The 20,757-nt window shown below is 62.1% G+C and carries 20 protein-coding genes; 12 read left to right on the top strand and 8 right to left on the bottom strand.

The annotated features are described in order from the left end of the window. Nucleotides 1-458: dioxygenase (locus HMPREF2990_RS04735; protein WP_305764508.1), on the bottom strand; the 458-nt coding region annotated here is incomplete at its 3' end. Between the two features lie 384 nt (nucleotides 459-842). On the opposite strand from HMPREF2990_RS04735, the gene benA reads away from it, so the two are divergent. From benA to catC, 6 genes are read left to right on the top strand one after another with little or no spacing between them, the layout of a single operon-like run. After that, nucleotides 843-2,318, top strand: coding sequence for a benzoate 1,2-dioxygenase large subunit (gene benA / locus HMPREF2990_RS04730; RefSeq protein ID WP_070762932.1), 1,476 nt, complete (start codon nucleotides 843-845; stop codon nucleotides 2,316-2,318). Nucleotides 2,319-2,350: 32 nt separating this feature from the next. Next, nucleotides 2,351-2,848 carry a benzoate 1,2-dioxygenase small subunit gene (benB, locus tag HMPREF2990_RS04725; RefSeq protein ID WP_070762931.1) on the top strand — a complete coding sequence of 166 codons (498 nt, stop codon included), beginning with the start codon at nucleotides 2,351-2,353 and terminating at the stop codon, nucleotides 2,846-2,848. Between the two features lie 10 nt (nucleotides 2,849-2,858). Next, entirely contained in the window at nucleotides 2,859-3,920 is a 1,062-nt protein-coding gene (benC, locus tag HMPREF2990_RS13205; protein WP_070762930.1) for a benzoate 1,2-dioxygenase electron transfer component BenC, read from the top strand. Between the two features lie 60 nt (nucleotides 3,921-3,980). Further along, nucleotides 3,981-4,790, top strand: a complete 810-nt coding sequence (locus HMPREF2990_RS13200; protein ID WP_070762940.1) for a 1,6-dihydroxycyclohexa-2,4-diene-1-carboxylate dehydrogenase — start codon at nucleotides 3,981-3,983, stop codon at nucleotides 4,788-4,790. Between the two features lie 27 nt (nucleotides 4,791-4,817). After that, on the top strand, nucleotides 4,818-7,433 hold the full coding sequence (locus HMPREF2990_RS04710) for a LuxR family transcriptional regulator (protein ID WP_070789559.1): 2,616 nt from the start codon (nucleotides 4,818-4,820) through the stop codon (nucleotides 7,431-7,433). 22 nt (nucleotides 7,434-7,455) lie between these two features. After that, a complete protein-coding gene (gene catC, locus HMPREF2990_RS04705; RefSeq protein WP_038592875.1) occupies nucleotides 7,456-7,746 on the top strand; it encodes a muconolactone Delta-isomerase in 291 nt (96 codons plus the stop codon). A gap of 263 nt (nucleotides 7,747-8,009) precedes the next feature. Here catC and HMPREF2990_RS04700 read toward each other — a convergent pair whose 3' ends face one another. Next, nucleotides 8,010-8,648 carry a 3-oxoacid CoA-transferase subunit B gene (locus tag HMPREF2990_RS04700; protein WP_070762928.1) on the bottom strand — a complete coding sequence of 213 codons (639 nt, stop codon included), beginning with the start codon at nucleotides 8,646-8,648 and terminating at the stop codon, nucleotides 8,010-8,012. Further along, nucleotides 8,649-9,392 carry a CoA transferase subunit A gene (locus tag HMPREF2990_RS04695; RefSeq protein ID WP_070762927.1) on the bottom strand — a complete coding sequence of 248 codons (744 nt, stop codon included), beginning with the start codon at nucleotides 9,390-9,392 and terminating at the stop codon, nucleotides 8,649-8,651. A gap of 151 nt (nucleotides 9,393-9,543) precedes the next feature. On the opposite strand from HMPREF2990_RS04695, the gene HMPREF2990_RS04690 reads away from it, so the two are divergent. From HMPREF2990_RS04690 to HMPREF2990_RS04670, 5 genes are all read left to right on the top strand, one after another. Then, on the top strand, nucleotides 9,544-10,311 hold the full coding sequence (locus HMPREF2990_RS04690; protein WP_141757801.1) for an IclR family transcriptional regulator domain-containing protein: 768 nt from the start codon (nucleotides 9,544-9,546) through the stop codon (nucleotides 10,309-10,311). Between the two features lie 18 nt (nucleotides 10,312-10,329). Further along, nucleotides 10,330-11,547 carry an acetyl-CoA C-acetyltransferase gene (locus HMPREF2990_RS04685; protein ID WP_070762925.1) on the top strand — a complete coding sequence of 406 codons (1,218 nt, stop codon included), beginning with the start codon at nucleotides 10,330-10,332 and terminating at the stop codon, nucleotides 11,545-11,547. Between the two features lie 28 nt (nucleotides 11,548-11,575). Continuing rightward, complete coding sequence (locus tag HMPREF2990_RS04680; RefSeq protein ID WP_070762924.1) at nucleotides 11,576-12,826, top strand: benzoate/H(+) symporter BenE family transporter; 1,251 nt, start codon at nucleotides 11,576-11,578, stop codon at nucleotides 12,824-12,826. A 48-nt stretch (nucleotides 12,827-12,874) separates the two neighbouring features. Further along, entirely contained in the window at nucleotides 12,875-13,153 is a 279-nt protein-coding gene (locus HMPREF2990_RS04675) for a hypothetical protein (protein WP_070762923.1), read from the top strand. 269 nt (nucleotides 13,154-13,422) lie between these two features. Further along, the gene (locus HMPREF2990_RS04670; protein ID WP_246817440.1) at nucleotides 13,423-14,376 is read left to right on the top strand and encodes an ABC transporter substrate-binding protein; all 954 of its coding nucleotides are present in this window, start codon (nucleotides 13,423-13,425) and stop codon (nucleotides 14,374-14,376) included. A gap of 19 nt (nucleotides 14,377-14,395) precedes the next feature. Here HMPREF2990_RS04670 and HMPREF2990_RS04665 read toward each other — a convergent pair whose 3' ends face one another. Genes HMPREF2990_RS04665 through HMPREF2990_RS04650 form a run of 4 tightly spaced genes read right to left on the bottom strand, consistent with a single transcriptional unit; the run spans nucleotide 14,396 to nucleotide 18,095 of the window. Beyond that, entirely contained in the window at nucleotides 14,396-15,166 is a 771-nt protein-coding gene (locus HMPREF2990_RS04665) for an ABC transporter ATP-binding protein (RefSeq protein ID WP_070762922.1), read from the bottom strand. After that, nucleotides 15,163-16,158: a FecCD family ABC transporter permease gene (locus HMPREF2990_RS04660; protein ID WP_070762921.1), complete on the bottom strand. Its 996-nt coding sequence runs from the start codon at nucleotides 16,156-16,158 to the stop codon at nucleotides 15,163-15,165. The genes HMPREF2990_RS04665 and HMPREF2990_RS04660 overlap by 4 nt, the downstream gene beginning before the upstream one ends. After that, entirely contained in the window at nucleotides 16,158-17,135 is a 978-nt protein-coding gene (locus HMPREF2990_RS04655; protein ID WP_256380966.1) for a FecCD family ABC transporter permease, read from the bottom strand. Before HMPREF2990_RS04655 ends, HMPREF2990_RS04660 begins: the two co-directional genes overlap by 1 nt. 57 nt (nucleotides 17,136-17,192) lie before the next feature. After that, nucleotides 17,193-18,095, bottom strand: coding sequence for a siderophore-interacting protein (locus HMPREF2990_RS04650; protein WP_070762919.1), 903 nt, complete (start codon nucleotides 18,093-18,095; stop codon nucleotides 17,193-17,195). Nucleotides 18,096-18,404: 309 nt separating this feature from the next. Here HMPREF2990_RS04650 and HMPREF2990_RS04645 point away from each other — a divergent pair, with 309 nt between their 5' ends. Continuing rightward, nucleotides 18,405-18,761: a CBS domain-containing protein gene (locus HMPREF2990_RS04645; protein ID WP_070762918.1), complete on the top strand. Its 357-nt coding sequence runs from the start codon at nucleotides 18,405-18,407 to the stop codon at nucleotides 18,759-18,761. A 173-nt stretch (nucleotides 18,762-18,934) separates the two neighbouring features. On the opposite strand, the gene HMPREF2990_RS04640 is transcribed toward HMPREF2990_RS04645, so the two are convergent. Next, nucleotides 18,935-20,647 carry an RNA-binding domain-containing protein gene (locus tag HMPREF2990_RS04640; RefSeq protein WP_070762917.1) on the bottom strand — a complete coding sequence of 571 codons (1,713 nt, stop codon included), beginning with the start codon at nucleotides 20,645-20,647 and terminating at the stop codon, nucleotides 18,935-18,937. Between the last annotated feature and the right edge of the window lie 110 nt (nucleotides 20,648-20,757).

Below are 20,757 nucleotides of genomic sequence, written 5' to 3'. Positions count from 1 at the left end.
CCGAGGCCGTTGCCGTCGATGTCGGTGACCTGGCCCTTGAAGATCAGCTGCTCGGACTCCTTGTCCGACTCGCGCATCGGCATCGTGGTCTTCCACGGCAGCTCCGGTGCATCCGGGACGTAGTACGGGCCCTCAATCGAACCCTTGGTGCCGGTGTAGTCGTGGCGGTTGTAGTTGATCTCCTCGATCTCGTGCTCAACGAACACATCCAACCACAGCGGCCACTCGCCGTACTCGCCGACCTTGATCATCCAGTCCTTGAGCACGCGGTACTCGTCGTACGTCACCTGGTGCTTGTGCGCGACATCAGCAATCGCCTTGAGCAGATCCGTGTAGATCTCGTTCGCGCGCTCCTTGGACGTGTCCGACTTGTAGATGTGGTTCTGGAACGCAGCGGTCGCGGCGTTACCAGAACCCTTGGCGGTCGGGTCTTCGTGCTGCGGGTTTACCTCGGTCATGGTTCCTCCTTGTAAGGGGTGTGAATCCTGGGTGAGTGATTGGTACCACTCGGTGAAGCCAAGTGTGTTGCATCACACCGGGAAACACAAGGGTTTTTCGCGGCCCACACCCCACCAAAGCCACCTTCCAGCGCCGCGAACTGCACATACATTGAAATTCCCTAGGTAAGAGCTAGGTGCGCCCCTAGGGGTAAGGGGTGAGTGGCCCCACCCCGAGCTTTTTGCCTATCGACGCAGCATATCCCCCATTTCCGCACCACCCCTAGGCCAACCCTAGAAATTTCCCTAATGCGCCCCCTTGGGTACCCGGGGCATGATTGCTGCCACACCGACTCGCTAGTGAGTCAGGTCACGTTCACGACAGAGTTTGAAAGGGGCCACCCGATGACGGCCGCGACATCCGCACGAGACATTCTTTCCCGCGCTCTCGACGACCGCCCGGAGGAGGGCATCGTCCGCGTCAACCGCGAGATCTTCACCGATGAGGAGATCTACGAGCTGGAAATGAAGTACATCTTCGAGGGCAACTGGCTCTTCCTTGCCCACGAATCCCAGATCCCCAACCCGGGCGACTATTTCACCACCAACATCGGCCGCCAGCCGGTGGTGATCACCCGTTCCAAGGACGGCGAGCTCAACTGCCTGATCAACGCCTGCTCCCACCGCGGCGCAATGCTCTGCCGCAAGAAGGTGGATAACCGCCTGACCATCACCTGCCCCTTCCACGGCTGGACCTTCTCCAACGACGGCACCTTGATCAAGGTCAAGGACGAAAAGGACGGCGGCTACCCGGACAACTTCAACACCGACGGCTCCCACAACCTGCGCGTTGTGCCGAAATTCGAGTCCTACCGCGGCTTCCTCTTCGGCTCGCTGTGCGCGGACGTCGTCCCGCTCGAGGAGCACCTGGGCGACGCCAAGGTCTTCCTGGATATGCTGATCGACCAGTCGCCGGAGGGGCTCGAGGTGCTCAAGGGTGCTTCGACCTACACCTTCGACGGCAACTGGAAGCTGCAGGCGGAAAACGGTGCCGACGGCTACCACGTCTCCTCCACCCACTGGAACTACGCGGCTACCACCTCGCGCCGCACCACCGGTGACTCCAAGAACGACACCAAGGCGATGGACGCCGGCAAGTGGGGCGAGCAGGGCGGCGGCTACTTCTCTTTCCCCAACGGCCACCTTGCACTCTGGTCGACCTGGTCCAACCCGGAGGACCGCCCGCTCTTCGACCGCCTGGACACGCTCAAGGAGCTCCACGGCGAGGCCCGCGGCGAGTTCATGGTGGGCGCTTCGCGCAACCTGTGCCTGTACCCGAATGTCTACATCATGGACCAGTTCTCCACGCAGATCCGCCGCTTGGAGCCGAAGGGCGTCGACCAGACCGAGGTGACCATCTACTGCATCGCCCCCAAGGGCGAATCGGCTGAGGCGCGCGCAAAGCGCATCCGCCAGTACGAAGACTTCTTCAACGCCACCGGTATGGCCACCCCGGACGATTTGGAGGAGTTCCGCTCCTGCCAGAAGACCTACCAGGCGTCCTCTTTCCCCTGGAACGACATGACACGCGGGCAGAAGCAGCAGGTCGAGGGCCAGAACGAGAAGGCCAAAGAGCTCGGCATGAACACGGTGCTCTCCTCCGGCGCCCGCACCGAGGACGAGGGTCTCTACCCCATCCAGCACGGCTACTGGGAAGAAGTCATGCTGAGTGCGATCGAGCGCGAAGAGTCCGGCGAGGCTAAGGAAGTAGCTAATGACCGGGACTCCTCAGCGGCGACCGTCGAAAAGGCGAAGCAGCGCGCCGCAGCCAAGGCCGCAGCCGCCTCCGAGCGCCCAGCACGTCGCCGTCGTCGTAGGTAGCCAGCCCCCTCAACTTTTCAAGGAGAACCCCCATGTCACAGACCATTTCCCGCACCGAGATTGAAGACTTTCTCTACTACGAGGCGCGCCTTCTGGACGACCGCAACTTCGAAGAGTGGCTCGAGTGCTACCGCGAAGACGCCGAGTACTGGATGCCAGCCTGGGACGTTGACGACACGCTCACCCAGGACCCGCAGCAGGAGATCTCGCTGATCTACTACCCCACCCGCGCGGGACTGGAAGACCGCGTTTTCCGTATCCGCACGGAGCGCTCCTCGGCAACCTCGATCCCGGAGCCGCGCACCAACCACAACATCACCAACGTGGAAATCCTCGAGCGCCGCGACGGCGAGGTGGATATCCGCTTCAACTGGATCTCCTACTACTTCCGCTACAACCACACCGACCACTACTTCGGCACGACCTTCCTCACCCTGGATACCAGCGGGGAGAAACTGCGCATTGCGAAGAAGAAGATCGTGCTGAAGAACGACTACATCCACCACGTCGTGGACATCTACCAGGTCTAAGGAGCCCACCATGACTGCACCAGAAATCACCCAGTACAAGGTTGCGCTCGCCTTCGAAGACGGTGTCACCCGCTTCATCGATTGCGCCGAAGACGAGACGATCGCGGATGCCGCCTACCAGGCCAAGATCAACATCCCCTTCGACTGCCGCGACGGTGCCTGCGGTACTTGCAAGGCGTTTTGCGACGCCGGCGACTTCGAAGAAGGCGACTACGTCGACGACGCCCTGAGCGCCGATGAAGCTGCCGACGGCTACATCCTCGCCTGCCAGACCAAGCCGCTGACCGACATGGTCGTCCACATCGCCTCAACCTCCGAGATGGCCAAGACCGGCACGCAGACCTTCGAAGGCGAGATCGTGGATCTCACCCGCCTGGGCAGCTCCATCTACCGCCTCGGCGTGAAGGTGGACAATAACGAGGCGCTTAACTTCCTGGCCGGCCAGTACGTCAACATCACCGTCCCGGGCAGCGAGGACCACCGCTCCTATTCCTTCTCCTCGGATGTCTCCGACGACGTGGCGACGTTTTTGATCAAGCACACCCCGAGCGGGCTCATGTCCACCTACCTGGATGAACGCGCAAAGGTGGGCGATCGCCTCAAGCTGGAAGGGCCGGTCGGTTCCTTCTTCCTGCGCGAGCCGCTCGACCCGATCCTGCTGCTCGCGGGTGGTACCGGACTTGCCCCCATCATGGCAATCCTGGAGAAGCTCTCCCGCGACGAGAAGCTCGACGTGCCGGTGCGTCTGATCTACGGTGCAACCTTTGCCGACGAGCTGGTGGAGCTGGAGCGCCTCGACGGGTTCAAGGAAACACTCCCGGACTTCGACTACACCACCGTGCTGGCCGACCCGGAGGCGGAGCACGAGCGCAAGGGCTACGTCACTGACCACTTGGATGCTTCCGAGCACCTGCACGATGGCGAGGCCGACGTCTACCTGTGCGGCCCGCCGCCGATGGTGGAAGCCGTGCGCACCTACCTGGAAGCACAAGCCACGCCGCCGCGCAACTTCTACTTCGAGAAGTTCAACCCGACCGTGCCATCCGCGCCCAAAGAGTCGCAGGAGGTGTAAGCACAAGTGGCTGGACACCACGAGACGCAAAGTGAAGTGGGCGCAGTTCCCGCCGCCGATGTGGACGACCAGGCCACCGGCCTGTTCACCCCAAGTCGCTTCCGCCACCAGAGCGTACTGATTACCGGTGCCGCCCAGGGCATCGGCCGCGCGGTGGCAGAGCGAATCGCGCGCGAAAACGGCTCAGTGTTCCTAGTGGACCGCTCCGAGATCGTACATGAGGTCGCCGAGTCGCTCTGCGAGCTCACCTGTGGCGCGGTTGGCTCGGCCACAGCGGATCTGGAGACCTTCGCCGGAGCGCAGGACGCGGTGGCGCAGGCACGGGAGGCCGTCGGCTCTCTCGACGTGTGCATCAACAACGTGGGCGGCACGATCTGGGCCAAGCCCTTCGAGCACTACTCGGAAGAGGAGATCACCAAGGAGATCAACCGCTCGCTGTTTACCACCCTGTGGTCAGTGCGCGCGGAGCTACCGGAGCTGATTGCCAACGGCGGCGGCACGATCGTCAATGTCTCCTCCGTGGCCACGCGCGGGGTCAATCGCGTGCCGTACGCAGCCTCCAAGGGCGGGGTGAACGCGCTGACCTCAGCGCTTGCGCTGGAGGCGGCAGAGAAAAACGTCCGCGTCGTGGCCACCGCCCCGGGCGGCACGCTCGCCCCGGAGCGCCGCGTGCCGCGTGGCCCGGGCCCGGAAGGCGAGCAGGAAAAGCAGTGGTACCAGCAGATCGTGGATCAGACTATCGATTCCACTGTGATGGGCCGCTACGGCACGCTCGACGAGCAGGTCGCGCCGATCGTGTTCCTCGCCTCCAAGGAGGCCAGCTACATCACTGGTTCCGTCCTCCCCGTTGCGGGCGGCGACCAAGGTTAGCGTAAGTTACACAACATGCAGGATGGGATGTTAACTGAGTCATACCTCGAGCGGGAGATCCAGCATGCACTGCTCTCCCTACCTGAGGGCGTCGGCTACGCCGCCCTAGTCTCTGGCCCAGCAGGGGCGGGCAAGTCCGACATGGTGGCACGGCTGACTACCCCGTTGACCGACTGGAAGAGAGTCCAGGTTGGCGCACTCGAGTGGGAGCAGGACAACGAGGGCTACATCCAACGCATCGTGGAAGGCCGACTCGGCCACCCACTTGTCCCCGCCCCGGATGAGGGATACGACCCGGCGCCGCTGATTTGCGTGGATCACGCGCAGTGGGCTGACCGGGCGTCGATACGTGCCCTGCTCAGCGCGGTCCGCTCGGTGTCTGCGGGTAACGCTGCGCTACTGCTTACCGTCGATTCCGACGCGGACCCGCTCGAGCTGCGCAGCGCAGTCGACGCGGTCTTTGAGATCCCGCCAATGGACACCGGCGAGGTGCAGCGCTTCATATCTCAAGCGGTCGGCGCAAGTATCACGGCGCAAACTGCCACGCAGATGCGCGTGATCACCGGCGGCAATCCCGCCTATGTTCGCCAGCTGCTGGGGCAATATCCGGCGGACCACTGGAGCACCGAGGCCCCACTTTTGCGCGTTCCCGACGACTGGCACGCCGCACTTTTGCGCCGCTGCCCAGAGGCGGAGCAGCGGAAAATGCGGGAGCTTCTTCTCGCCACTGCGCTGGTCAGCTACGACGATGGCCCCCAGCCGCTTACCCTTTTAGAGTCCATCCTGCCCGGGATGGAGGAGACGTTTTCCGCCGCACTCAACGCCGGAGTACTGGGTATCCACCTGTTGGGTGGACAGCGCTTCGTCTACTTCCGCCACACCACCGATCGCGCCGCCGTGCGCGCCGGCGCCGACATCCCGTTTATGCGGGCGCTCCACGCAAAAGCCGCCACGTTCTATACCAACCGCGGTAACCTGAACGCGTCTACCTTCCACTGGGCGCAGAGCCAGCCCGCGCGCGATCCGAACGTCACCCGCGCGCTGCTAGAGCGCGCCGCCGCACTCGGCAGGGCCGGGCAGTGGTTAGACGCCGCCCGTTTCCAGCTGCTCGCAGCTACCATTGCCCAGAACGTGAACTTGGAGGAACGCCACACGCTCTCGGCCGTCGAGTCCCTCATTTCTGGCTCCGATATCCGGCAGGCCAAACTGCACGCGTCCACATTGCCGGCCACGGATGTCGACCCGCACGTCGATTCGGTCCGAGGCTTCTTGGCCATCCATGAGGGCCAGCGCAACGCCGCCGACACGCTGCTGGAACGCGCCTGGAACGAGGCAGGCAAGGCAGAGGAGACAGCCCCGCTGCGGGCGTCGATAGCCGCGCGCCGCACGCTGTTCCACCTGCACGAGTGGGAGCCGGAAGAGATCATCCGGTGGGCGAATATCACCCGCCGCGAAGCCGGCGAAGACTTTCTGACCATCGCCGACACCCGCTACCTTTCCACGATGGCCGAAGGCGTGCTGCGCGGCACGATCCCTACTTACGAAGAGGAGCCGCGTGAGACTCCGGTGCTCGCGTTTCGACGCGAGATGACCCTGGGCTGGTTCAACACAGTCCACGACAATCTCGCCGAGGCACGGCAGCGCCTCCAGGTCACCACCCGGCAGGAGGGCGCGCACCGCATCGTGGTGTGGATGGATGCGTGGCTCGCCCGCACCCTTTACTTGCTGGGCGAACCGGGCAACGCGCTGCAGGTCGTCGAGCGGGGACTCTCCCGCGCGGAGCAGCACGGACTTGAGTTCCTCTCCCCGCTGCTGCTGTGGACGGGCACCGCCTGCGCCCAGCTACGCGGTGAGCACTCGCTGGCTGCCTCGTATACCAACCGTCTCACGCTCAACGAGGACGCGTTCGTCATTCAGCGGGTTCCCGCGCTGCTCACCCAGCTGCGCAGCGCGCTTGCGAAGAGCGATTACCGCACGGCGGTACGCTTCGGCCGTGAGCTCGCCGTCATTCAGGAGCGCACGGACATCTCCCAGCCCGGCTTCTGGCCCTGGGAGGACCTCTACGCCCGGGCACTTTTGGCCACCGGGGAGCACGAGAAGGCAGAGGCCGTGCTCGAGGAGGCCGAGGCGCGCGCTGCGACAAGCCACATCGACTCCGTCCACGCGCGCCTGGCCGTGCCGCGCGCCAATCTCTTGATCCAGCGGGGCGACACCGCAGCTGGGCTGCGCACCTTCCAGGACGCGGTCGAGCGCCTGCAGTTCCGGCAGCTGCCCGCGGCCGAGTCGACCTTGTTATTTGCCTATGGGCGCGCTTTACGACGCCTCGGGCGACGCAAGCAGGCCGACGACGCACTCGCCCAGGCCTCTTCTCTCTTTCAAGCGATGGGCGCGCACGAACTCGTCGCCCTGGCGGACCGAGAGCGGCGCGCAGGCGGGCTCGGCGAGCGGGTCAATGGCTTTGCCGGGCTGACCCCGCAGGAGGAAGAGATCGCCCGGGCGGTGGCGACCGGCGCTTCAAATAAGGAGGTGGCAAACGAGTTCTACCTTTCCACCAAGACTGTGGAATACCATTTGACCAGGGTGTACCGGAAGCTTGGGATCCGTTCCCGCAACGAGCTTGCGAGCGCACTCGAACGTAAATAAGACATATCGAAAGGACACACACATGCTGTTTCTCGCACGAATGGACGTCACCTTCCCCGAGTCCCTGACCCCTGAGCAGGTGGCCGACTTCCAGGCACAAGAAAAGGAGTACTCGGGCAACCTCCAGCGCCAGGGCACCATGAAAGGTATCTGGCGGGTAGTTGGCGAGTACTCCAATTATTCGATTTACGACGTTCGTGACAACGATGAGTTGCACGCCGTGCTCTCCGGGTTCCCCATGTACCCCTACATGAAGATTAAGGTCACCCCCTTGGCCGACCACCCGAACGTGACGGACGCCGTGGCGTACTAGCTGGCGCTAGTGGGCGCTACGGCTGGCCGCTGCGATCGCACGGAGAACAGTGTTGGTCTCGTGGGTCAGGAAGATCTTCCAGAACTTCATTGCACTTCTCCTTTCAATTCGCCTGTTGTTAACTTTGTGTTAACCATAGGGAATTAGTTGGTGGATGTCAAGCATTGTGCCACGCCTACTATCGGAGAAAACAATAAAACACCCCGCCGACCACGGAAAACGTGGTTGACGGGGCGTCGATAATTGCGGGCCCTACCTCGCAGCTACACGGCAACCTCGAAAGGAGCCTCGGTTGCCTCGCGGACGGACTCGACGGTCTCGCCCGGCGCGACCTCGAGCAGGGTGAGCCCCTTCATCGGATCCACCTTGAAGACCGCAAGGTTGGTAATGATCAGGTCGACACACTTCGCGCCGGTCAGCGGCAGGCGGCACTCCTCGAGCACCTTGGATGCGCCCTTTTTGGTGGTGTGCTCCATGAGCAGGATGATTTCCTTGGCGCCGTGGACCAGGTCCATCGCACCGCCCATGCCCTTGACCATCTTGCCCGGGATCATCCAGTTGGCCAGGTCGCCATACTGGGAGACCTCCATCGCGCCGAGGACGGCGACGTCGATCGCGCGGGAGCGAATCATGCCGAAAGAATCGGAGGATGAGAAGAAGGAGCCGCCGTTGGCCACCGTGATGGTTTCCTTGCCGGCGTTAATCAGCTCCGGATCCACCTCGTCCTCGTGCGGGTAGGCACCGACGCCGAGGATGCCGTTCTCGGAGTGCAGCACCACCTCGATCCCCTCGGGCAGAAAGCCCGGGATCAGCGTGGGCATACCGATGCCCAGGTTGACGTACTGGCCGTCGCGCAGCTCCTTCGCTGCGCGTGCCGCCATTTCTTCGCGGTTCCAGCTCATTTACTTGCTCACCGTCCTAAACTCGATGCCTGTTTCTTGCGGGCCAACCTCAACAACGCGGTCAACGTAGATACCGGGCAGGTCCACCTCTGCCGGGTCGATGGTGTCCACGACTTCCTCCGCCTGGACGATGGTGGTCTTGCCGCAAGTGGCAACGTCGGGGTTGAAGTTGCGGGCCGTCTTATTAAAGACGAGGTTGCCGTAGCGGTCCGCCTTCTTTGCGTGCACAAACGAGAAGTCCGGGGTCAGCGCCTCTTCCAGCACGTACTGCTCACCGTTGAACTCGCGGATCTCCTTCGGCTTGGAGTACTCGGCGATCGAGCCGTCCGGGTTGTAACGCACCGGGATCTCGCCGCTAGCCAGCGGGGTGCCCACGCCCGCCTTGGTGTAGAAGGCGGGCACGCCGGCGCCGCCTGCACGCATCCGCTCGGCAAGCGTGCCCTGCGGGGTGAACTCCACGGTGAGCTCACCCTCGAGGTACTGGCGCGCGTACTCCTTGTTAGTCCCCAGATAGGAGCCGATGGAGCGGGCGATCTTGCCGTCCTTCAGCAGCAGGCCAAGGCCAAAGCCGTCGGTTCCCAGGTTATTGGAGATGATGGTCAACTCACCGGCGCCCTGCTTACGCAGCGCGTCGATGAGACGGGCAGGGATGCCGACGAGACCGAAGCCGCCGACGGCGATCGAGGCGCCGTCGCCGATATCAGCCACCGCCTCGTCGATTGATGTCACAACTTTGTTCAGCATGACTCCACCCTAGCGCCCGTTCGAAGACTGCACAAGGGTTCTCAACGCGAACATTTTTGGAGTACAGTGGGATGCAGCGCACATTCCAGTGCGCAATGTGCCCCGTGACATGGCGCGCAAAAACGCCCCTGAGCTGCAAAAAGGAGACCCGATGCAAGTACAAACCGTGCAGTCGCTGGTCCGTGGTCTTGCGGTCATCCGCGCTTTCGACGCCGAGCACCCCCGTCGCACCCTCGCACAGGTTGCCGACGCGACCGGGCTCGCCCGCGCGACCACGCGCCGCTTTCTGCACACGCTCATCGCCGAGGGCTACGCCGCCACCGACGGTGCAGAGTTCTGGCTCACCCCGAAAATGCTGGAACTGGGCTACGCCTACCTCTCCAGCCTCGGGCTGCCAACTATCGCGCAGCCGCATCTGGAGGCGCTCTCGCGCACGCTCAACGAGTCCTGCTCGCTGTCCGTGCTCGACGGATCTGACGTGGTTTACGTCGCGCGCTCCGCGGCCAGCCGCATCATGAGCGTGAACATCACCATCGGCACCCGCTTCCCAGCGCACGCGACCTCCATGGGGCGCGTCCTCCTGGCGGGGCTCGACGATGCGCAAATTGACGAGTACCTCGCCGACCCCCTCGAACCGATCACCCCGTCGACCATCACGGACCCGGACACCCTGCGCAGCGCGCTGCGCAACATCCGGGATGCCGGCTGGTGCGTGGTGGATCAGGAGCTCGAGGCGGGACTGCGCTCGATCGCCGCCCCCGTACGCGACTCCACGGGCAGGACGGTCGCCGCGGTCAACGTCTCCACCCACGTGGCGGCGCACCCCTACGAACAGCTTGTGGACAACCTCTTGCCGCAGCTGCTCAACACCGCCGAGGCCATCACCCGTGACCTCATGGCCACGCACAACAACGTCTAATCCCTGAAAGGACTACTCATGAACCAGCCAGAGATCGTCATTTGCAACCCGAAGCGCACCGCAGTCGGCCGCTACGGCGGCGCGTTTGTCGGCGTGCCTGTCCAAGAGCTCGCCGCGACCGTCGTCACCGAGGTCATCAAGGAGGCGGGCATCGAAGGCTCGCTTATCGACGACATCATCCTCGGCCAGGCCTCCCCCAACGGTGCCGCGCCTGCCCTGGGCCGCGTGGTCGCCCTCGACGCAGAACTGGGCGTAGACGTCCCCGGCATGCAGCTGGACCGCCGTTGCGGCTCCGGCCTGCAGGCAGTGGCCACTGCCGCAGCCCACATCGCCTCCGGCGCGGCCGACCTGATCATCGCCGGCGGTGCCGAGTCCATGTCGAACACCGAGTACACGGTGGACGGCAAGATCCGCTGGGGTGCCAAGGGCGGCAACCTCGAGTTCAAGGACCGCCTGCAGGAGGGCCGCGAGCAGGCCGGCGGCAAGCACCACCCGATCCCGGGCGGCATGATCGAGACCGCCGAGAACCTGCGCGATGAATACTCCATTGCCCGCGACCGCCAGGACACACTCGCCGTGAACTCCCACAAGCTCGCCGCCGCAGCCCAGGAGGCGGGCAAGTTCGACGAGGAAATCGTCCCCGTCTCTGTCCCGCAGCGCAAGGGCGACCCGATCGTGGTGGACAAAGACGAGCACATCCGCCCGAACACCTCCACCGAGTCCTTGGCCAAGCTGCGCCCGGTCATGGGTAAGAAGCTGGACGGTGCCACCGTGACCGCCGGCAACGCCTCCGGCCAGAACGACGGTGCCGCCGCCATGATCGTGACCACGCGCGAGAAGGCCGAAGAGCTGGGCCTTAACCCGGCTGCCGTCCTGCGCGGCTGGGCCGTCGCCGGCGTGGCCCCGGAGACCATGGGCATCGGTCCGGTCGCCGCGACCGAGAAGCTCTTTGACCGCCTCGGTATCTCCTTCGACGACATCGATCTCATCGAGCTCAACGAGGCCTTCGCCGCCCAGGCCCTGGCGGTGCTGGACGCCTGGGGCATCTCCGAGGACGACCCGCGCGTCAACCCGGTCGGCTCCGGCATCTCGCTCGGCCACCCCGTGGGTGCCACCGGCGCCCGCATGCTGGTCACCGCCTCCCACGAGATGCAGCGCACCGACGCCAAGCGCGCCCTGGTGACCATGTGCATCGGCGGTGGCCAGGGCTTGGCCGCGGTGATTGAGAAGGCGTAAACCGACGAGCAAGGGACGGTGTAACCCTATGACAGCGCCCCATCTCACAGCGCTCGGAGCCATTGAGCGCCCGACGCGCCAGCGCCCAAGCCTTAGAGACATACGGCGCGACCTCGGCCCGCTTGAAATAGGCAACGGGCTGGTCGCGCTCATCTTCTCCGCCTCGGGTCCGATCGCCGTCATTCTCGCGGCAGCGACGGCTGGCAACCTCTCACCAGACGAGACCTCATCCTGGATTCTCGGAGCCTTCCTGGGCAACGGCCTGCTGACGCTGTTTCTCACCTGGCTCTATCGGACGCCGTACGCGTTCTTCTGGACGATCCCCGGCACAGTACTTGTCGGAGACGCGCTCACGCACCTCGCGTTCGCGGAAGTCATTGGCGCGTACGTCGCCACCGCGGTGCTCGTCTTCCTCCTCGGCTGGACTGGCCTCATCGGAAGATTCATGGCGGTGCTGCCGCCCACCATCGTGCAGGCGATGGTGGCGGGTATCTTCCTCCACTTCGGACTCGGGCTGATCGAAGTGGCTATCGACGACCCACCGATCGTCCTGCCGATGATCCTGGTGTTTGTCCTGCTCTCCATCAATCATCCGGCGGTGCAGGGCATCGCGCGCTTCGCCCCGGCCGTTGCCGTGGCCGCCATCGTCGGCACCGCGCTCGCGTTTATGCTCGGCCGGGTCTCGGAGGGCATCCTCGACAACGGGATCTTCGCCCAGTCGGAGCTGATCATGCCGCAGTTCAGCTGGGCAGCCATGGTCGAGCTGGTGTTGCCGCTGGCCATCACAGTCGTGGTGGTGCAAAACGGCCAGGGTGTCGCCGTGCTCACCGCGGCCGGGCACAGGCCGGGCGTGAACTTGGCCTCGGCAGCCGCCGGACTGGTATCACTCCCGATGGCTTTCATCGGCAACGTAACGACCTGCCTGGCCGGCCCCACTAACGCCTTGATTGTCTCTGGCCCCAATCGCTCGCGGCACTACGCCGCAGCGATGGTCACGGCCATCGGCGCGATCGCCGTCGGGTTGGCGTCGCCAGCGTTCGTCGGCTTCATGCTGGCCATGCCGGCGTCCTTCATCGCAGCACTCGCGGGCATTGCGATGCTGAATTCGCTGAAGAATGCCTTCCTCGCAGGCTTTTCGGGCCAGTACCCCTTCGGCGCGCTGGTGTGCTTTTTGATCACGGTCTCCGAGTTCAAATTCCTCAGCATCACCTCTCCCTTTTGGGGCCTGATCATCGGGTGCGCGATCGCGTTTCTCATGGATGATCGCGCGTCGAAGTAGATTGCGGCTGCCTTGCCGGATGGGCAATCCACCGGGATACTCGGTGCCATGAACAATTCCAAGATGGATCTTCTGCTTGGCATCCTGGCGATTGTCGTCGCCGGGCTTGCCGTCGTGTTCCTCTCCGGCTCGATCGGCGTGTTCACGGCGATCGGTGCCGCGCTCGTCGGGGTGGTGCTGCTGATTCGCGCGGCTCAATCGGAAGGCGACGAAGCGCCTGCCGATCCCCTGCACCTGGAAAACAGCGAAGAGGCGGGCTTCGACTGGGACGCGCACTACCAGCGCGAATTCGGCAACCCCGACGACAACCCGTACAGCCAGCGCTAATAGTCATATCGCTGCCAGTGCGCAGCACGAGGGTCTTCTCAAGCCGCCGCCTGATCTAGAAAACGAGACACGTTGTACGGCTTTCCCTGTGGACGGCCGCTTTCACGACGCTGTACGCGCTGCCCGCGCACAGCGACTCGATGTGTGTTGCCCCCGTTCCAAGCGCGTAGACAGACATTGCCCATGAGGCAAGGCATGCCTTAGAATACTTTCGTTAGGTTAGCTATGCCTAACTCGATATTCTTTAACCATCTACGGAAGGTGCAACCTTGGCACTCTTTACCTCTCGTCCCTTCAAGGCAATCGCAGCCACTGTCACCGCGGCATTCATGCTTGCCAGCTGTTCGAGCGAAGCAAGCGGCCCAACAGCCGCTCCCGAAGCTTCCGATGCCAACGGGTCAGACGAGCGCATCGTGGCACTGGGTCTTGGCGACGTCGATACGCTCCTTGCCCTGGGCGAGCAACCGGTCGGTTACGCCACCTGGGAGCAAGAGGGCTCGGGCGATCCCTCCGGACTTGGACCGTGGGCCAAGGACAAGCTCACGGTCAACCCGAACCCAATCCGTGATACCACCACCGAATTCAGCACCGACACTGCGGAAAAGGTGGCCTCGCTCAACCCGACACAAATCATTGCAGTAAACAGCGGTCTCGAGGACGACAAGAAGGCACTGCTCGAGCAGATCGCGCCAACCACCTTCCACTCGGATGAGTACCAGGATTGGCAGGTCCCTTGGGATGCACAGGTCAAAGAGATCTCCAAGGCCGTAGACAAGGAAGACGAAGGTCAAAAGCTTATCGACGACGCCGAGCAGGCATTCGAAGACTTCCGCGAAGCACACCCAGAGCTGCAGGGGAAAACAGCGGTCATCGGCATGCCTTACGACGGGAAGTTCGGTGTGTACACCGCTGGCGACGGCCGCGGCTCCTTCATCGAAAAACTGGGCTTCAAGATTCCGGAGAAGTTCAACGGTGATGGCTCCAGCTTCTTCCTCGACTGGTCGCCCGAGAACTACGCAGATTTCAACGACGTGGACTACCTCTTCGTGTTGGACTACTACGGCGCGATCGATGCGCTGAAGAATGACGAGAACTTCATGGACCTTGACGTCAACAAGCGTGGCGGGCTCTATTGGCTCGACACCGACACGGCCAACGCAATGAGCATGCCCAACCCCCTCACTATCCCGTACGCAATCGAGCAATTCGAGCAACAGCTCTAGGCATTTCAGGGGAGGGTGCCTACCGAGGGACGACCAGTGGGCCACCGCTCACTGGGTCTGACGCCACAACCGCAGGCAGATCGAAAACGCGGCTCAGCAAAGACTCCGTGACTACCTCGGTAGGCGCACCGACCGCACGAACCTCGCCACGACGCATCACGATGAGCTGATCCGAGTAGCGTGCGGCGAGGTTCAAATCATGCAACACCATGAGCACAGTTCGCCCCTCCTGATCAGCGAGGCGACGTACAAGCGACAAGACCTCGACGGAGTGAGACAAATCGAGGTACGTCGTCGGCTCGTCCAAAAATACAAGCGGAGTGTCCTGCGCTAAGACCATCGCGATCCAGGCGCGCTGGCGCTGTCCGCCAGAAAGCCGCTCGAGCGGACGGTCTGCAAACTCTGCAATATTGGTCAGCTCCATCACTGCATCGACCGCACGCGCATCCTCAGCAGAGGCCTGCCGTAGCCAGGACTGATGCGGGTGGCGTCCACGGCTGACTAAGTCACGGACCGTGAGTCCCTCGGGGGCGACAGGCGTCTGTGGCAGTACTGCAAGCTGGCGCGCAATCTCGCGGCGCTTCAGTTTCGCCGTGTCCACGCCGTTCAGCGTGACCGTGCCACCCTCGCATGCAATAAGCCCTGCTGTAGCTCGCAACAGCGTTGACTTGCCGCAACCATTCGGACCGATGATTGTGGTGACCCCACCTTGAGGCACGTCGAGGTCAATGCCGTCAACAATGACGGAAGCGCCATAACTCACCTTGAGATTTCGAACTTGAAGCATCATACGGACACCTTTCGTGTTGCACGTAGCAGCGTGTAGAGCAGCGCTGTGCCACCAATCGCAGTTGTAGCTATACCTACCGGCAGGTTCCCGGGCACCAGGGTGCGCACCGCTAAGTCAGCGCCGGTCACGATCGCCGCGCCGGCGAGCATCGCTGTTCCTAAAGGCGGCGTCGCTGTTTGCGTGATCTTGCGTCCGATCTGTGGCGCGACAAACGCCACGAAGGCTATCGGCCCGGACGCCGCGACGGCCGTCGATGCCAGCACTACAGCCATGAGCATGAGGATGAGTTGCATATGCCGGGGCTCCACCCCGAGGCCAGCAGCCGTATCCTCGCCTAACGAGAGCGCCTGAAGATTGAAGGCTGCCCACCGCAAGAACGGAACGACGACTGCCAGCGCAATAAGTACGGCGAGTGCATCGCGCCAGTTCGAAGACCCCACCGAACCGGTGATCCACGCCTGCGCTTTGCCGACATCGCGATAGTCGGCGCGAACGAGCAGGAACGAGTTGTAGGCCATCGCTAACGCGTTGATGATGATCCCGGCGAAGACAAGTTGGAAAGACCCGAGACCCGCGCCACGGCTCAGCCACCAGATTGCCGCAGACGCTGCCAATCCACCGAGGAACGCACTGAGCGGGACCCCCAGAAGGTGCAGCAGCATTCCGGAGCTTCCACCAGCAAGTAACGCAGTCAATGCGAAAGCAGAGGCGCCCGAAGTGACGCCCAGAATGTCTGGGCTCGCCAATGGATTCCTCGTGATGGTCTGGAAGATCGCCCCCGCAAACCCCAGCGCAGCTCCTACTCCCAAAGCTGTCACTACCCGCGGCAGACGCCACTCAATAATCACCGTACGAGCCAATTCCGTGGTTTGGCCCATGAGCGCAGAAACAATATCCCGGACCGTAAGCTCGAAGTCTCCGACCATGACACCCCCAAGGGCCGCGGCGAGAGCCAACACCGCAAGGACACCATTCGTCACGAAAACCCGCATCACAGTTTCGCCCCTTTACGCAAAAGGTACAGGGCGAACGGGGCGCCAACAAAGGCGAGCGTGATACCCACCTGCAATTCGCCGGGCCTGGCGATGATGCGTCCGATAACGTCGGCAAGCAACAGCAGCGATGCCCCCGCCAGCGCGGAACACGGCAGCACCCAGCGGTAATCTGGCCCCGTAAAGGCGCGCACTAGGTGCGGAACGACCAGGCCGACGAACCCGATCGGGCCCGCCCCAGCCACCGCGGCACCAGTGAGCAATGCAACGACGATGATGCCCACGGCCCGCGCGATGTTCACTCTCACGCCAAGTGCACTGGCCACGTCGTCTCCCAAGTTCAGGAGGTTCACCTGATGTGCCGTGCCAAAGGCGAGCACAAGCCCTAGGAGCATCACCGGGGCAAGCACCGCGACTACCTGCATGTCGCGCCCAGCGATAGCGCCCGCTGTCCAAAACCGCATCTCATTGAGGCTTTGCGTATTCGTCAGCACGATACCACTGGTAAGCGCACTACAGACCGCGCCCAGCGCAGACCCTCCGAGCACGACCATGATCGGGGACGATCCCAGGCTCCTCATGCTAAGCGCGAACACGAGCGCCACCGCGAGTATTGCGCCGAGGAAGCCCACTCCAACAGTGCCCAACACCGTCATGGAGCCGTGAAAGGAAATAGCTGCCGCCACTGCGAGCGCCGCACCGGGCCCTACGCCCAGCAGGTTTGTGTCTGCGAGCGGGTTTCGGGTGTGGCCCTGCAGCAGCGCCCCCGCTGTACCTAGCGCTGCCCCTACCAACAGGCCGAGCAGGGTGCGCGGAACTCGAAGTTGTGCGATGATCTTCGCCTCGTCGCTGGCCGCCTCGAGTTGTTCGGCGCCTCCCGAGAACGCCAGCGTGATTCCGTCGCGAACCGCGCTCACCGTTGCCCCGAACCCCATTTCGCGCGCCCCGAACAGAAGCGACACTAATGCTGCGCACACGGTGAAAGCCGCAAGGAAAGCGACAAGCCCTACACGTTTATCCACGTTGTAACCCCGTTATCGCCAGTACCCCATAAACGACACGTGGTGGCGAGGCACACCCGCTTCTTTCACCAGGAGCCGCCGCATCGCCGTCACAGCCGTGCTCTTCCCTGCGATCCAGTAGTAGGTATGCCCTGCAGTACCCGAAGCGGGGGCGATAGATTCACCGCCGCTGGAGTACGTGGGTGTCTCCCAGACCATGTCGAGAAGGGCCTCATCAACTGGCTCTAGTCTTCCAGCTCCCGAAGATACTGAGACACAGCGAGATGCGACATCGTCTTGCAGTTGTGCACGAAGTAAATCCCCGTGGTCGACGTCGCGGTGTTCGCGGAAGTGCCAGCGGACGTCGACCTGCGCAGGGGCGTCGATGGGCACATGGTTGCCGGCCGGTACCTCAATGTCAGCAGACCCGGCGAGGCCTCCGGGCCAATCCTCCAAGATGCGGGCTATTGCTGGAAGCGCGGTTTCGTCACCATAGAGGCATGCCATTGCTGCAGACCCCGGATTGAATTCGATGCCAACACCGGAATCATCGTCGCGGGTCGGCCCAATTATCAGGAGCTGCTGGCCAGGTTGCGCGTCCTCCGCCCATGCCGAGGCGGGGCCGGGGTTGTCACTGTGCAGAACAAAATCCACATCCAGCTCATCCGGTTCACCGGCGCATCGCCGGAATTCTCGAATCGAGTAGGTACGGAGGTGCCCGCGCGTGTGCTCCGGCATACCGCGCCACGCGTCCCACCACCCTTCCTCCGGAAGGCTGAGCACTCCACTGGCGGGCGGGATCAGCAGCTTGATGCGCAAATCCCTGATAGGTACGGCAGGCCCCATTGCATCGACCCCGGTGAACGTCACTCGTTGGAAATTCGGCGCGACGCGTTCACTACGGGCGACGGTTGCAAGGAAAGGTCTAAAACTCACCCTGCAGATTATATAGGATTGCCTTACCTAAAGGAAGAAGGGCGGGCGACCGGACCCTTTAATACCCATGCGCCTGGTTCAGTGCCTCGCCGTGCCCGAAGTGCGGGCGCAGGTGGTTATCAAACAGGGACAGGACCGCACCGATGGCCATCTGCATGTTCAAGCGCTGGCGGACGCCCCCGCCTCAGCAGGACCCAACGTTCACACAAATTGCGAACATAGCTGCAACAGTCAAGCACGAAAACCACTGCTGAGCCCAGCGCACAGGAGGCCGTCTCCCCTGCCGCGGATACGCTGGTCGCCAAGCTGATGCGGGAAGACGTCTACGCCCTGTCGCCGAACGACACGATCCGCCATGCGCTGCACATGTTCGTGGACAAGCGGATTTCTGGCGTGCCGTTGCTTAGCGACGACCGCACGCTGGCCGGTTTCGTCTCAGACGGGGACGTACTCGACGTGATCGGCGACTCCGTGCCGGCCTTCACCACGCCGTACGCGCTGCTCGCACACAACGACTCGACAGAGTTCGGTACTGACGTGGCCGCTGTTCTCGGCCGACCGGTCTCGTCGTTAGCAACGATGACTCCGTCGTTCGTCGTTGGCATCATCAATCGCTCCGACATCAACCGCTACCTCGTTTCGACGTTTGTGCCGGTCGCTGGGTAGCGCAACGCAACGGGCCGGAGCCTGAGAGTTGTTGGAGAGTTGTTTGAAACAACTCCAAACAACTCTCAAACAACTTCACCTCAAAACAATCCAGTAAATGCACTGTTTCTGCAGCTCAACATAGTTGTTTTGAGTTGTTCTGGGTTGTTTTGCTGACGGTCTGGCGTCTCTGGTTAAGTAGAAACCCATCGGACGCCTGGCCCCCGCTTAGGGCTATCGTGAGCGATCTTTGCTTTACCCAAATCTCTAAGGTGCCGGAGGAGCCGACTTACCGATTGCCTCTCAACACCTAATTCTTCAGCAACTTCACGAGCATTCAGAGCATTCCCTTCACGGAGCTGAGCGATAATCCAGTCCTCCGTCGTTACCGCACTGACTACAGAGGATGCTTCACCGTCAAAAGCGGCTCTGGCTTGCGCGGACAATATCCATTCAGGAGCATCCCTCAGCTGCTCCAGGAAGCCCTGCCTTGCATACCATCCTAAGGTTTCCTGGGCCTGCGCCTCCGAGACTTGCATAAGCCGAGCTGCAGTAGAAGTCATCAAGATCTGATTATTTGCCAAATGGCGTGTAACCAAGAGTCCATTCACACTATCGAAAATGGCATCCCCAAATGTTGAACGCAGCTGATATAGCGCCTTGATGAAATCTTGATCCACCTCACCAGAAGGCAAAGTAACCTCAACAAACGGCCCATCAGTGTTCAGACTCGGGGTTTGCCTGCCGCTTGAGAGCATAGAGACCCACATGCGGTCGAAACCGCGCGACGATTCCTCAGCGAGACTCAACTGCCTTAAAGCCCCCATGAGCACTGGGTTCCGCGGAATAGATTGGGTGGTCAAAATTCTTTCTTTACGAACACCCACTGGAAGGCTGCCAGGAGACCACACTGTCAAGCTGGTGGGAGACTGGTCTACGACTATTGCTGCGGTAGCTCCCCAATCGCGGTGAGCAAACGCATTGGAAACAACTTCGTCAACCGCCATCGTCGGGAACGCAGGAATCGGGAACTCCTGCCCATTCGGGAGCTGGACTCGAGCGATTTCCTGAGATGTATGGTCCGTGATGAGCGCGCGGAGGCGTTCGGAAGCTGTAATTAACGGTGCCGAGATCTCGGTCACCTTTGGATCACCACTGGGCACCTCCCGAAGAAGGTGACGAACTACCGACCGGTTATTTAACGGCTGCATGAAGAGTATTTCCGCTGCGAAAGTCAGTCCTCCATCAGGCTTTAGCAGGCCTAACTCACTGCATAGTTCGAGCCCCGTCCGCGGAACCGGTGAGCTGTCACCCAAGGCTTTTTTCCGATTGGCTAGGAGAACTCTCGCCCGCTCGACGGCTTGCAGATCCAATTCTTCAGGCCCTCGCCTCGACGCCATAGCACTGAAATCTGGATTGGCGCGTGCCAGATGGATACTCCGACGCTCGTCTTCCCCGAGTGGGACACAGCTTTTCCCTACACGCTTGCTCGCTTGACCTTTGGATCGTTGGTAGAGCGCCATCCCTCGCGGAACACGCAAGATTATCAAACGCGCATCGCACCACTGGATTTCAAAAGCTTCTACTTGGATATGTGGCTGGGTCTTACTGTAGATCTTCTCCACCAACCAGTCGCAAGCACGGTCAGTTCCAGTAAACGCAGATGGCCCCGACTTCTTGTCGTTAACACCAAGGACGATGTATGCGACTCCGCCATCCGCGTTGGAAAAGCAAATAACTTCGTCGACGAGAAATTCTATTAAGCCCGCATCGGGATTCTTGTTCATCGGATGCACAGCGGGGTCTTCCTTGAAGTCCAATATCTGCGATTCCCTACTGCTGGCGTTCTCACCAGCTTCAATCGCAGAAAGCGCTTCCCTTACAACCTCAAACTCCGCATCGACCATGCAATGAGCATAACAGGAGTAATACACGAGTTGTTTGAAACAACTCAAAACAACTCTGAAACAACTTCCGCTCACAACGACCCAGTAAATGCGCTGTTTCTGCAGATCGA

This window comes from Corynebacterium sp. HMSC071B10 (genome assembly GCF_001814825.1).
Taxonomy (GTDB): domain Bacteria; phylum Actinomycetota; class Actinomycetes; order Mycobacteriales; family Mycobacteriaceae; genus Corynebacterium.
This window is presented reverse-complemented; position numbering and strand designations above follow the sequence as displayed.